We start from the raw sequence: 13,273 nt of genomic DNA on the forward strand, positions 1-13,273 counted from the left end.
CTCCTCAACCGAGGCGCGCGCCGACGAACCTGATGAGATCGACGCAGCGCGAGGCGTAGCCCCACTCGTTGTCGTACCAGCCGGAGACCTTCACCAGCGTGCCATCGATGACGTTGGTGCTCAGAGAATCCAGTATGCAGGAAGCCGGATCACCGATGAAGTCGCAGGAAACAAGCGGCTCGTCGGTGTAGCGGAGGATTCCGTTGAGCGGGCCATCGGCGGCTTCACGGAAGGCAGTGTTCACTGCTTCGATGCTGGTTGGCTTCTCGACTTCGACAGTCAGCTCGGTGAGCGACACATCCGGAGTTGGAACGCGGATCGAGATTCCGTCGATCTTGCCCTTCACTTCGGGGATCACGAGGCTGGTCGCCTTCGCGGCTCCTGTGGTCGTGGGGATCATCGACATCGCCGCAGAGCGCGCGCGGCGCAGGTCCTTGTGCGGTGAATCCAGCAGGTGCTGATCGTTGGTGTAGCTGTGGATCGTCACCATCGACGCGTGCCTGAAACCGAATGCATCGCGTACGACCTTGACCATCGGCACGAGGCAGTTGGTCGTGCACGACGCGTTCGAAATCACGTGATGCTTGTTGTTATCGTACTTGTCGGAGTTGACGCCCATGACGAGCGTGATGTCCTCGCCCTTTCCTGGCGCCGAGATGATGACCTTGCGGGCGCCGCCGTCGATGTGCTTGTGTGCGTCGGCCGCGTTGGTGAAGCGGCCGGTCGATTCGAGCACGATATCGACACCAAGCTGGCGCCATGGCAGCGCTGAGGGGTCGCGCTCGGAGAGAACCTTCACATCGTGTCCGTCGATGTCGAGTGTTCCCTCGCCGTGGGAGACGTCGCCATCGAACGTGCCGTGGATGGAATCGTACTTGAAGAGGTGCGCCAGCGTCTTCGTGTCAGTGAGGTCATTGACAGCGACGAAGTCGACGTCTGCCACTCCCTGTTCGAAGGCGGCGCGAATTACCTGCCGTCCGATTCGTCCAAAGCCGTTGATGCCAACACGAATTGCCATGTTTCTATCCTCGCTAAGGCATGTCGCCCGCTGCGCGGGCTCGCCCGAATGTGACGTAAGAGATGATGCGTGCGCCGCCGGTGTGAAGCGCCGTCGCGCAAGCGTTCAGTGTGGCCGCGGTGGTTACGACGTCGTCCACCAGGACCACGTGTCGTCCGGCTAATTCCCTGCTATCAAGAACAGTAGCGAATGCGCCGGCCACATTGCGCAGACGATCGCCGGGAGTCAGGCGCGTCTGGGTCTCGGTGGCTCGGCGCCTTACGAGTGCTTCCTGCACGGAGACGCCCCATCGCTCGCCCAGAAGGCGCGCCAGGAGCTCGCTCTGGTTGTAGCCGCGCTCGCGAGCCCGCGCTGGGGCCAGCGGCACGGGAACGAGCAGGTCGCGCTCCTCGGTGACGTCCAGAGGAAAATTAAGCCGCGCCATCTGTTCTGCCATTGGCTCGGCGAGCGCCGTCCAGCCGGAATACTTGAGCTTGTGGACTATTTCGCCCGCCGGGCCGCCCGGGACCCAGCAGACGGATCTTACGGCCCTGACGAATGCCGGGAGGGCCTCACACCAGCGGCAGGAGCCGGGCGAACGCGGGTGTCCGCAGCGTGGGCATTGCGGCGCGGGCAGCCGGGCCAGCCGGCTGATGCAGAGCGTACAGAGAATCCTGTGATCGGATTCGCCGAGCGCCGCGTCGCAGCAGACGCAGGTGCGTGGAAGGAGAAAGTCGAGCGTCGACTGGAAGGCGACGGCGGACCAGGTTTTGAGGAGGCGACGGGTGACGCGGAGATCGGTGACGGTCATGTTATGGCGTTTGCGTGAACGACGCGAACCACGCGCGGAATTGGTGTCCGATCCCGACGACACCGTTCGACGCGCCGAATTGGCGGTCTTGCGTAGGGCGCGGATTTATCCGCGCCTGGCCCATTTAGCCGGAATCGAACGCGGATGAACGCCGAGTTGGATGAACGTCGTCATCCCCACCGAAGGCGCGGATGAATCCGCGCCATGGGGATCCATGGCCGACGACATGATGAGGCTGTCCACGTTGGCAGGTGTCATCGAATTCCTGCAAAAGCAGGAGATGGGCTTTTCACCCGTCTAAGGCGACGCCTGCGATGATGGTTGCCATGCCGATACCGTCGTCCATGGTCCCCCGCGTTCGCGGGGGTGACGGGCCTTCGGCGGGATGACGACATTCGACGCGACGACGTTTAACAATCTCGGCGTTCATCCAAATCCGGGCCCATCCAATTCCGATCCCACGTGAATGGGCCAGGCGCGGATAAATCCGCGCCCTACGCATGACCACCAATTCGGCGCGTCGTTGGACGTCGTTCGGCGTCGCGTACCGATCCGCGGCGTCGAACTGTTTCTTCGCTATTCCACCGCGCCCCACATTACTTCGCGATTGGGCTCGACGCCCAGCCACCTTCTGAACGATCGCGCCGCCTGCTCTACCAGCATCGGGAGTCCATCCGATGCCGCGTGCCCTGCGTTGCGCGCCGCTCGGACCCACGCCGTTTCACCGTGGCGGTATACAAGATCCAGCACTGGACACTTACCGGGCAAGGCAGCAATCGGTACAGGAAGCTGGTCATCCGACATTCCCAGCGGTGTTGCATTCACGACAAGATTGGCACCCTTCACAGCTGACAACAGATCTGCTTCCGCGCGTGCGAGAGCAAATCGCTGCGCGAGTGTCTCTGCGCGCTTCAGATCGCGACTCCAGATCACGAGCTCGGCGTCATCCCAATCGCAAATCGCGGTTGCAGCGGCGGCCGCAGCGCCACCGGCACCGATGAGCGCCACGCGCTTCGGCATCTCCGCGCGCGCGCTAAGCATCAATTCGCGCGCCGCGAAGTCGAAGCCGGCTACATCGGTATTATCGCCGATCAACGCTTCGTCCTGCACCCAGAATGTGTTCACTGCGCCCGCGCGGCCGGCGACGTTGGTGACGTGGTCGCAGATGTCGAACACCGATTGCTTGTGGGGGATGGTGATGTTTCCGGCTGCACCTTCCGCGCGTAGCGCGCGCAGCGTTGCGCGCAGCTGCGAAGGTAGTATGTCGAGGGCGACATATTCGAGCGGTATGGAGGCAGCACGCAACGCTGCGTTATGGATTCTCGGGGAGAGCGAGTGCGCTACTGGATGGCCAAGCAGCACCAGCCGCGCGGGGCGATTCACGCTGTGCCCGAAGTGTGTTCCGAGAGCAGCCGGTCGAGCACGGGTTCGAGCATCATCTCGATCGCATCCGCGGCTACGCGGTAGTCGTCGAGACTGCCGCCGTAGGGATCCGCGACCGGTCGCATCGATTTGCCGTGCGATCCGTACTCATCGAGCAGATACACGCGCGCGTTCGGCACCACTGAACGGATTCCCGCGAGGTGGCTCGACGCCATCGCAAGTATGATCGCGTCGCTCGAGACAGCCGCGGGGAGGAGTGGACGACTGCGATGCCTGGACAGATCCACATCGCGCTCCAGCCCGACGAGAATTGCACCATCGGTCGCGGGCGATCCAAGTGCTGCGCCTGTTCCCGCGCTCGCAAATGTCGCATCGATGCCACGCGCTTGCGCCGCCCGCCGTGCGAGCGCTTCCGCAAGCGGACTCCTGCACGTGTTGCCGGTGCAGACGAATATCACCTTCATGCGATCGGTACCAGGGTAGGTGCAGCCAGCCTGAGCGTTTCTGAGGAGATCGCGCCTGGCCTGATGACGCGCGGGCGTGCACCCATGCAATCTACAACCGTGGACGGCTCCGATTGCCGGAGCGTACCGCCATCCAGCACTCGAAGCCTGTCACGTGCAACGGCGTCCCACCAATCGCGCAGAATCGTCGCTGCAGAATCCGCGGGCGGTTTCCCAGGCCTGTTCGCGCTCGTGGATGTGATCGGATCACCGTAAGCGCGGATCAGTCTGCCCAATGCAACGTGCGACGTCCACCGCACAGCCACGCCGCCTTCGGGGCCGCGCAGCTCCGGTGGCACGCGCTTGTCTCCCCCTGGCAGAACCAGCGTCAACGGTCCGGGCCAGAATCGTGCGGCAAGCGACGACGCAGCCGGTGTCATGTGAAGATCAAGCCGAGACAGCATGTCGACGCCGGCAATGAGCAGCAGGAATGGCTTGCCCCGTGGGCGCGCCTTGAGGGCGACCAGATTGCGCACCGATTCGTAATCCGCTCCGCCCCCGAACCCGTACACAGTTTCGGTAGGATAGGCGAGCACCCGCCGCTGATTGAGATGCGCGATGGTGTCATGCAGCGACGCCTCGACTTCCTCTTCGGACCAGAATGGTATTGCGCGGGGAGGAACTTTCATTCGGTGAGCATGCTGAGGGCTTCGGCGCGCGCGAAATCGGCTTCAGTGGTGACTTTCATGGCTCGCTCGCTGCCGCGAATCACTACGACGGGGTATCCGTAGTGTTCGCACAACGCCGCATCATCGGTGCCGGAGATCCCTTCGCGATTGGCGCGCCGCGTCACGTCGTCGATCATTTCGCGCGGGAATGCCTGAGGCGTCTGTGCGCGCCAGAGACCGTCGCGCTCGACGGTCTGGATTATCCTGCCGTCTGCATCGACTCGCTTGAGCGTATCGACTTCGGGAAGCGCTGCGATTGCGCCGGTTCCGTTCCGCGCGGCCGCAATGACTGCATCTATTGTGGCGTCGAGAACCAGTGGGCGCGCGGCATCGTGGATCACGACGATGCGCGCTTCTGCCGGAAGATCGTCCAGTCCGCTGCGCACCGAGCTGCCGCGTTGATTGCCCCCGACTCCGATCAGCAGGCGGCTCAGGTCGCTCTGGAAAAGCCATGGCGGCGGATCTCCCGCGTACGCCTTGGGGATCACCGCAACGACCATGCATACGTCGGCGCGTTGCTGGAACTGCTGCACGCTGTGCAACAGCATCGGCTTGCCGGCAACCCAGCGAAACTGCTTCAATTCGTTGGAGCCGGTGCGTGTTCCGGTTCCTCCAGCGACTATGACGACGCCGACGTCCTGCACAGTTTCGGTCATGAAAACAGTCGCTTGAACATTTCCGCGATGGTCGCGACGCCGACGGCCTTCACGTCCTTCGGAATGCGGCCGGCGGCGGAGCGTTGCGCCACAAAAGCGTTGCGCATTCCCATCTTCGCGGCCTCGGCGAGGCGACGCTCGGTCTGCGCGACGGGACGGATCTCACCGCCCAGCCCCACCTCGCCGATGAATACGGCGTCGGATGGCAACGCGCGATCGTACACGCTCGACGCAAGCGCCGCTGCGACCGCAAGATCACCCGCAGGTTCCCGCAACTGCACGCCTCCGACAACGTTGATGAATACGTCCAGCGACGAGAACGAAAGTCCGGCACGCTTGTCCAGAACCGCGAGCAGCAGCGCGAGCTTGCGCCCGTCGTACCCCGTGCTCACTCGCTGTGGAGTGCCGTACCCCGCCTTGGCCGCGAGCGCCTGTACCTCGATCAGAATCGGACGAGATCCTTCCAGCAGGGTGGTCACAGCGCTGCCCGAGGCGATGTCGTGTCTGTCGCTGAGGAACAGCTCGGATGGGTTCGCGACCGGCTCCAGTCCATTCTCGTGCATGCGAAAGACGCCGATCTCGTCCACGCTGCCGAACCGATTCTTCGTCGCGCGCAGCACGCGGTGGTCCAGCGTGCCCTCGCCCTCGAAATAGAGAACCGTATCGACGATGTGCTCGAGCGTCTTGGGGCCGGCGATGCCTCCGCCCTTGGTGACGTGCCCGACGAGGAACACGCTCGTCCCGGACGCCTTGGCGAAATGCATGAGGCGAGCAGCCGACTCGCGCACCTGTCCCACGTTTCCAGGAGCGCCTTCGAGATCGGATGTGAATACGGTCTGGATCGAATCGACGATCATCACAGCCGGCGCCTGTGCGGATGCGGTTGCCAGAATCGTTTCGAGATTCGTCTCGCTCAACAGCGCGACGCTCTGCGCCGAATCACCGAGTCGGTCGGCGCGCAACTTGACCTGCAGTGGCGATTCCTCGCCAGATACGTACAGCACTTCGTGCTCGCGTCCCTGCAGCGTGGCCGCGACCTGAAGCAGCAAGGTGGATTTTCCGATTCCGGGCTCGCCGCCGATGAGCACGACAGATCCCGGGACGATGCCACCGCCGAGTACGAAATCGAATTCACCGATTCCCGTTTTCCATCGCCGAGCCTCCGAGCCGTGCACGTCGCGGAGCCGTGGCGCGGCGACGGCGGTACCGCCAGCGGACAGCGACGCGGTCCCACCGCGACGGCGCGCAGTCGCGCCCGTCGCATTCGCGGGTGCGGACACGATTTCCTCGACAAGAGTGTTCCAATCGCCGCAGACGTCGCAGCGGCCGGCCCACTTTGGATGATCGGCTCCGCAATTGGTGCATCGGTAGATCGTTCTCGCCTTTGGACTCACTAGCTCCCCTGCCCGCCTCCACTCTGGCGGCCGGAATAATTCTCGAAGCGGGTGTACTGCCGATTGAAGAACAACGTGACGTTGCCCGTCGGGCCGTTGCGCTGCTTTCCAATAATTACCTCGGCGAGTCCCTGCGAGGTTTTCCCATCCTTGTCCGGCACGCTCGGATCCTTGCCTTCGAGAACGTCGTAATACTCCTGCCGGTAGAGGAACATGACGACGTCGGCGTCCTGCTCGATGGCACCCGACTCACGCAGATCGGATAGTTGCGGGCGCTTGTTGTCGCCCGCTCGCTGCTCCGGCGCACGACTCAGCTGAGACAACGCAATGACCGGTACGCGCAGCTCGCGCGCGAGTGCCTTGAGCGAGCGCGATATGGTGCTGATCTCCTGCTGTCGATTCTCCGATGACGCGGGTCCCTGCATCAATTGAAGGTAGTCGACGACGATCATGCCAATGTCGTTCTCGGCCTTGAGTCGTCGCGCCTTGGATCGCATCTCGAGCAGTGAGATCGCTGGCGTGTCGTCGATCCAGACAGGCGCCTGGCTCAAGAGGCCAGCAGCGCGTCCGAGCTGAACGAACTCGTCATCGCGCAGCTTTCCCTTGCGCAGTCGCTGCGCATCGACGCGCGCTTCGCTGGTGAGCATGCGTTGCAGCAGCGATTGCTTGCTCATCTCGAGCGAGAAGAACGCAACGGGCGTCTTGGCGTCGAGTGCTGCATTCTGCGCGATGTTGAGGACGAAGGCAGTATTATGTACGCAGATGTCGTTCGCGACAAAGTTGTGCGTGTCGGGAATCGTGAGGTCATAGACCTGCTTCATTCCGACCGGCTCGATCGAAACAATTTCGTCCCAGTAAACGTCACTCTCGGCCAACGCTGTCAAGTGCTCATCCGCGAGAGGCCTTGCGAGTGTCGCAAGCCGATCGCGCGACAGCGATCGCGTGCCGACGTGCATGTTCGTGTGCCCCGCGGCTCCGGCACGCCTCGCGAGTGACGCCCAGGATTCGGTATGCTTAGCGTTGCTGATGCGGGACCAGATCGCTCTGGGTATGAGGTCCGGGTTGGTCTGGTAACGCCGCCTGCGTACTGCGGCGACAGCACGTCCCAGTTGCTCTTCCTTGCCGAACATTCCGATCTCAGCGGCAAAACGCTCGATTGCGCGCGCGTCGGTGATATCGATCTGCCAGGCCTCTCGTCTCTCATCGAGGTACTTCACCTTTCTGCGACGAAGCGCCGCGATCACTCCAAAGCGAAGCAGCAGATGCTGAACCTGGCGCGCCATGCGCTCGCTCGCGGAAGTGTAGCCGAGCTGCGCCTGTCCCGATGCAAGCACGGTGGCCCATCCGTCTGTCGCAAAGAGCCGGTTCAGGAACAGTGAAACCTGCTCCTTCGGTAGCGTGAATACCATTCGTGGGATGTGCTTGCTGGACGCGTCGGCGCCATAAATCCCGAGATCGCAAAGCCGCCGTGTGAGGGCATTCGGAACTCTCGCATGAAGCGCGGCGACACCAGCCGGCGCAAGATCGGCGGGCTCCGCTCCCACAAATTCACACAGATCGGAGAACAGATCGCCCGACGGCGCTCCGTTGCCGGTTTTCCAGTTCGAAACTGAAGCCGCGCTCACGCCCAGCCTGGCGGCCACGCTCGTTCCTGATTGCCCGCCTGCCTGCATCGCCACGGTGAGCCGCTGAGAGAACGCCGCGCGCGCGCCAAGTGTCGCCGCGGAATCACGCCGAACCCGAACCGTCGGCGTGCGATTCGATGACGCGCAATTGCTGACGGTCACACCTCCGAATTCGCCCACTGCATCGCCAAAGTCGCGCAACAGTACCGGATTGGAGTTTGTGAACCGCGGCGGGCCACCGGTAATGGTTCCGTCGCCCAGCAGGTAGCCAAGAAGCTTCACTTCGCACGGCCGCGCTGCCTTGGTGCCGAACACGCCGATTTCACGCGGAACAGCGATGGAATCACCCTCCGCGAGCTCGCCGAGCGGCTGCCAGCCGGTGATCGTGCGGAAAGGATGCGTAATGGTCGTTTCGATGCTGCGACCAAGGCGCGTCGTCACGCGGAATACCGGCTTCATTCCGTCATCGACGTAAGCCGATGGTTCCACCAGGCCGAACTTCCAGCGCGAGTCGTCCAGTGTGAGCATCCTCTGGCGAGTGCCCTTGAATATCGCCTCGATCGTCTCGACGCTTCCGTCCTCCAGCACGATCTCGGAATCGTGCGCGAGGCACTTCCCCATTGACGGCCTTGCCGCGATGATCACCAGCTCCGACGGCTGGAATCCAGCCGTGAGCTCATCCAGATCATGGAACCCGCTCGACACGCCTGTAACGGACTCGCCCGCGAGATGAAGCTGCTCGATGCGCTCCATCGCTTCGTACATCAACTCCTTGACGCGCGTGAAGCCTTCGGTGCCGCGGCTCTGGTTCACCTCGAAGATGCTGTGCTCCGCGGCGTCGAGCAGTTCGGCAGCGGGGAGCGCAGAATCAAATGCCTCGCTCACGATTGCAGTCGACACTTCGATCAGCCGTCGACGCAGCGCCTTCTCGCGCACGATCTTCGCGTGGTATTCCACGTTCGCCGCAGTCGGAACGACGTCGACGAGATAGGCGATGTACTCACGGCCGCCGGCGGCTTCCAGCTCGTTCTTGCGCGAGAGTTCTTCCGTCAGCGTGAGTGGATCGATTACCTCGCCGCGCTCAGACAGCGCGAGCATCGCACGAAACACGCGACGATGCGACTCGCGATAGAACATCGATTCGTCGACATACTCCGTCGCGCGCAGCAACGCCTCGGCGTCGAGCAGCATCGCCGACAAGACCGCCTGTTCGGCGGCTTCGGAGTATGGCGGCGTCCGGTCGCGATACGGATCGCGGCCGGCGCTCAATTCATGACTTCGCGGAGTCGAGTACGTGTCTAGCGAGCTTGACATCTTCCCAGGTTGGTCGCTTCCAGGCGGGGTTTCTCAGTAACGCGGCGGGGTGATATGTGACGATGAGCGGAATTCCATAATACCGGTGCACGGCACCGCGGAGCTTGCCAATCGGCGTCTTTGTCTCCAGTAGAGTTTGCGCCGCGAACGTCCCGAGCGCCAGAATCACTTTCGGCTTGATCATCTGTATCTGGCGTACCAGATAGGGACTGCAAGCCTCCACTTCGTTCGGCGCCGGATTGCGGTTTCCCGGGGGACGGTGCTTCAAAACGTTGGTGATGAACACCTGATCGCGGGTCAGGTCGATGGCCGCAAGAATCTTTGTGAGGAGCCCTCCGGCCTGCCCCACGAACGGTTGTCCGGTCTCATCCTCGTTCGCGCCAGGAGCCTCGCCCACGCACATGAGCTCGGCGCTCTGGTCGCCGGTGCCGGGCACGGCATGCTTGGCGGTCTTGTACAGCGGGCAGCGGGTACACTCCTCGATCAGCGTGGCCAGAGAGTTGATCGATCTGACGCTGTGAAAGGGATTCTGCTCGAACAACGTCCCGTTGGCATTCCCTACAACCAAGCCCTGCTTCTCCGTCTTCATCGCATCTTCCCCCGTCCCGGATTGCGTCCGATCGCCGGCTGCATTCCGCGACTCCTCATGCACTTCCGGGACCCGATCCGCAACACGCGCAGGTGCAACAGGCACTGGGTCACGCTGCACCGCGGGCGGAGCCACGCGAGGTGCTGTGCGCGACTCCAGCGGGCGCGTGGTCTGCTGCGGACGCGATGCCTGCGACGACCTTGCGGGCGCCGCAGGTCGCAGCTTGTCGATCGCGCTCAACGCCTCGTCGATGCTCATGCTGTCGAGTACGAACTCCGATTCGCCCAGCTCGCGACGCTGCTCGAGATACGCCCGCAGCCGCTCCCTACCGTCCATTCAACAACACCTCGATTCTGTCGAGCAATGACTCCGCAACGTCGTCCTTGGACATGAGCGGAAGAACCTCCTCTCCATTCACCGACAGAAAAGTCACGCGATTCGTATCCGCGCCGAATCCCTCGCCCGCGACGCCGGCGCGGTTCGCAACGATCATGTCGAGCTGCTTGGCGGCAAGCTTCGCGCGCGCATTCTCGACCACTGATTGTGTCTCCAGCGCAAATCCAACGGTCACGAGCTTTGCGGGCCGGCTTGCGATGATCGACGCGAGGATGTCTGTGGTCGCAGTCAGCGGAATCGACGATGGCGCCTGTGCCTTCTTGATCTTCTCCGCCGCAACTTCCGCGGGACGAAAATCGGCGGGAGCGGCGGCCATGATCAACGCGTCCGCATTTTTTATCGCGACGCTCACGGAAGATGACATCTCCGCTGTGCTCGAGACGCGTACGACCTGCACGCCAGTGGGAATCGGGACCTCGACCGCGCCTGCGATCAGTGTCACGTCCGCGCCACGCGCCCACGCTGCGCGGGCAATCGCGATGCCCATTCGCCCGCTGCTGTGATTGGAGATGAACCGCACGGGGTCGATCGCCTCGCGCGTCGACCCGGCGGTTACGACGATGTGCTTGCCCGCGAGTGCAGATCCGCCGCGCAACGCACGCTCGACGTACGCAGCGATCGCTTCCGGCTCGGGCATGCGACCAGGACCTTCACCTTCATCGAACGCGAGCGGGCCGGTTGCCGGCTCGATCACATCGTAGCCTATCTCACGCAGGTGCTCGGCGTTCAGCACTGTCTGCCTGTGTGACCACATCCTGTCGTTCATGGCCGGCACGATCAGTACGGGACAGCGCGCCGCGAGCAGCATTGCAGAGAGAAGATCATCTGCGCGCCCGTGCGCCGCACGCGCGAGGAAATCGGCTGTGGCTGGCGCCACGACGATGACTTGCGCTTCGCGCGCCAATCGAATGTGCGCGAGCGCCTCACCCGATTCGAACAGATCGCTGTGCACGCGGCGTCCAGTCACGCCCTCGAACGTTACGGCGCCCACGAACTGCTGGGCGCCGCGGGTCATGACCACGTCGACTTCGGCTCCGTCCTGCGCCAGAAGGCGCGCCAGCGTTACCGACTTGTAGCTGGCGATCCCTCCGGTGACGCCGAGTACGACGCGCCGCCCCCGGATGTCGCGCAGTGCTACTCCTGCCGGCGGCGGGGAACTACGTGGTAATCGATCTCGCCACCAGCCAGCTCGTCGAGCGCACGCGTGGTGAGCTTCTTCTCGCCCGGCGCCGAGCGGTCGCGCGGGAACTCGTTGAGAACGCGCGCAAACTTGGCCGCGACGAGAACGCCGAGGTACTTGTTCGTCGCGTGTGCAGCGACGTCATCAGGTGTATAGACTCTCATTTACAGACTCTCCTAAAAATGAAGCAGCTCCGCCTTGAGGGCGGAAACCGTCTCAGCCGCGATGCGTGCACTCTGGGGTGAATTCACCCGCTTGAGGCATTCCGCATCGATGATGCACGAAACCTGTGCGACTGCGCGCTCCAACTGGTCGTTGACCACGACGTATTCGAACTCGCCAATCACCCCGATCTCGCCGATGGCGTCGCGCAACCGCGTCGCTATCGTCGCACTGTCCTCCGTACCGCGGTCCTTCAATCTCGCCAGCAAAGCTTCGCCCGATGGCGGCAGAACGAAGATCCGAACAGCGTCAGGGAACGACGCGGAGAACTGCATCGCGCCCTGAACGTCTATGTCCATCACCACGTTGCGGTTGGAAGCCACAACCCGCTCCACCTCCCGCCGCAACGTCCCGTACATGTTGCCGTGCACTCGTGCGTACTCCGCGAACTCACCATTCTGGACCGCCTGCTCGAACTGGCCGGTGCTCAGAAAGTGATACGCGACTCCGTCAACCTCACCCGGCCGTGGCGTGCGCGTGGTCGCCGATACCGAGTATCCAACATCCTTCCTTACTTCGAGCAACCGCCTCGCGATCGTGGTCTTGCCCGCGCCTGAGGGCGCGGAAAGAATGACCGGGAAACACTTCACTCGACGTTCTCACTCTGCTCGCGCAACCGCTCGAGCTCTTCCTTGATCGCGACGACGTCGGTCAGAATCGCCGCATCGCTCGCCTTGCTCCCTGTGGTGTTTGCCTCGCGCAGCATTTCCTGAATCAGAAAGCCAAGTCGCTTGCCGACACCAGCGTCACGCTGTTCGCGGAGAGCCGCGCGGAACGCTGCGATGTGCGCGCCGAACCGGTTGAGCTCTTCCGACACATCCATGCGATCCGCGAGAATCGCGATCTCCTGCGCCAGTCGCTGCGGATCCACCGCGACGCCGGCGGCCAACTCTGCAACCGCTGTCTGCAACCGGTTGCGCTGCTCGATCAATCTTGCCGGTGCCCGCTCGCGGATCCGTGCGAGCGCATCCTCGATGATTCGCAGGTGCTCGTGCAGAAACTCCGAGATCCGTGCACCTTCCGCATCACGCATTCCGTCCAGTCCATTCGCGGCGTCGTGCACGATTGCCAGCAGCTGATCGACGTTTCCATCCCCCGCCTCGCCCTCGCCGCTCTCGTCTCCCGCCGCGGAAATCACGTCGGGAAGCCGCATCACGGTCGCAACGTCGACGTCGCCCGCCAGACCCAGCCGATCCTTCAATGCCCGAAGCTGCTGTACGTACGAAGCGACCCGCTCCTCGTCGATCGCCAGCGCCCTATCGCCTTCCCGCTCGACCCGCGCCGTCAGCGACACGTGCCCGCGGCTGAACCGCTTGCGCAGCGCCTCGCGTACGTCGCTCTCCCAGCGCGCCATTGCGCTCGGAAGCTTTATGGATGGATTGAAGAAACGATGGTTGACCGCGCGGATCTCGACGGAGACGCGCTGCGCGCCAACCGTCCCGTCAGCGATCCCGAAACCGGTCATGCTCGTGATCATGTGCAGCCTACTAAGTTATTGCAGCGCAACGACTTTGTCAAATTTCGGGGAGTCGTCC

General features: G+C 63.1%; 15 protein-coding genes. 2 read left to right on the forward strand and 13 right to left on the reverse strand.

The features are described from left to right. Positions 1-4: 4 nt before the first annotated feature. Positions 5-1,018 carry a type I glyceraldehyde-3-phosphate dehydrogenase gene (gene gap / locus V4529_02975; protein ID MES2357285.1) on the reverse strand — a complete coding sequence of 338 codons (1,014 nt, stop codon included), beginning with the start codon at positions 1,016-1,018 and terminating at the stop codon, positions 5-7. A gap of 13 nt (positions 1,019-1,031) precedes the next feature. Further along, positions 1,032-1,442, reverse strand: coding sequence for a phosphoribosyltransferase family protein (locus V4529_02980; protein MES2357286.1), 411 nt, complete (start codon positions 1,440-1,442; stop codon positions 1,032-1,034). A gap of 159 nt (positions 1,443-1,601) precedes the next feature. On the opposite strand from V4529_02980, the gene V4529_02985 reads away from it, so the two are divergent. Together V4529_02985 and V4529_02990 are read left to right on the forward strand one after the other, a co-directional pair. Continuing rightward, positions 1,602-1,826, forward strand: coding sequence for a hypothetical protein (locus V4529_02985; GenBank protein MES2357287.1), 225 nt, complete (start codon positions 1,602-1,604; stop codon positions 1,824-1,826). 142 nt (positions 1,827-1,968) lie between these two features. Continuing rightward, entirely contained in the window at positions 1,969-2,109 is a 141-nt protein-coding gene (locus tag V4529_02990; protein ID MES2357288.1) for a hypothetical protein, read from the forward strand. 275 nt (positions 2,110-2,384) lie between these two features. Here V4529_02990 and aroE read toward each other — a convergent pair whose 3' ends face one another. From aroE to V4529_03045, 11 genes are read right to left on the reverse strand one after another with little or no spacing between them, the layout of a single operon-like run. Continuing rightward, positions 2,385-3,191 carry a shikimate dehydrogenase gene (gene aroE, locus V4529_02995; GenBank protein ID MES2357289.1) on the reverse strand — a complete coding sequence of 269 codons (807 nt, stop codon included), beginning with the start codon at positions 3,189-3,191 and terminating at the stop codon, positions 2,385-2,387. Next, on the reverse strand, positions 3,188-3,655 hold the full coding sequence (locus V4529_03000; GenBank protein ID MES2357290.1) for a low molecular weight protein arginine phosphatase: 468 nt from the start codon (positions 3,653-3,655) through the stop codon (positions 3,188-3,190). Before V4529_03000 ends, aroE begins: the two co-directional genes overlap by 4 nt. Beyond that, positions 3,652-4,323: an L-threonylcarbamoyladenylate synthase gene (locus V4529_03005; protein MES2357291.1), complete on the reverse strand. Its 672-nt coding sequence runs from the start codon at positions 4,321-4,323 to the stop codon at positions 3,652-3,654. The genes V4529_03000 and V4529_03005 overlap by 4 nt, the downstream gene beginning before the upstream one ends. Then, complete coding sequence (gene ispD, locus V4529_03010; GenBank protein MES2357292.1) at positions 4,320-5,018, reverse strand: 2-C-methyl-D-erythritol 4-phosphate cytidylyltransferase; 699 nt, start codon at positions 5,016-5,018, stop codon at positions 4,320-4,322. Before ispD ends, V4529_03005 begins: the two co-directional genes overlap by 4 nt. Continuing rightward, a complete protein-coding gene (gene radA / locus V4529_03015; protein MES2357293.1) occupies positions 5,015-6,412 on the reverse strand; it encodes a DNA repair protein RadA in 1,398 nt (465 codons plus the stop codon). Before radA ends, ispD begins: the two co-directional genes overlap by 4 nt. Further along, positions 6,412-9,351, reverse strand: coding sequence for a replicative DNA helicase (gene dnaB, locus V4529_03020; GenBank protein MES2357294.1), 2,940 nt, complete (start codon positions 9,349-9,351; stop codon positions 6,412-6,414). The genes radA and dnaB overlap by 1 nt, the downstream gene beginning before the upstream one ends. After that, positions 9,308-10,276, reverse strand: a complete 969-nt coding sequence (locus V4529_03025) for a uracil-DNA glycosylase (GenBank protein MES2357295.1) — start codon at positions 10,274-10,276, stop codon at positions 9,308-9,310. The genes dnaB and V4529_03025 overlap by 44 nt, the downstream gene beginning before the upstream one ends. Beyond that, a complete protein-coding gene (coaBC, locus tag V4529_03030; GenBank protein MES2357296.1) occupies positions 10,266-11,468 on the reverse strand; it encodes a bifunctional phosphopantothenoylcysteine decarboxylase/phosphopantothenate--cysteine ligase CoaBC in 1,203 nt (400 codons plus the stop codon). The genes V4529_03025 and coaBC overlap by 11 nt, the downstream gene beginning before the upstream one ends. 2 nt (positions 11,469-11,470) lie before the next feature. Beyond that, positions 11,471-11,680 carry a DNA-directed RNA polymerase subunit omega gene (locus V4529_03035; GenBank protein MES2357297.1) on the reverse strand — a complete coding sequence of 70 codons (210 nt, stop codon included), beginning with the start codon at positions 11,678-11,680 and terminating at the stop codon, positions 11,471-11,473. 12 nt (positions 11,681-11,692) lie between these two features. Beyond that, entirely contained in the window at positions 11,693-12,328 is a 636-nt protein-coding gene (gmk, locus tag V4529_03040; protein ID MES2357298.1) for a guanylate kinase, read from the reverse strand. After that, on the reverse strand, positions 12,325-13,203 hold the full coding sequence (locus V4529_03045) for a YicC/YloC family endoribonuclease (protein ID MES2357299.1): 879 nt from the start codon (positions 13,201-13,203) through the stop codon (positions 12,325-12,327). Before V4529_03045 ends, gmk begins: the two co-directional genes overlap by 4 nt. Between the last annotated feature and the right edge of the window lie 70 nt (positions 13,204-13,273).

It is taken from the genome of Gemmatimonadota bacterium, assembly GCA_040388625.1.
Taxonomy (GTDB): Bacteria; Gemmatimonadota; Gemmatimonadetes; order Gemmatimonadales; family Gemmatimonadaceae; genus Fen-1247.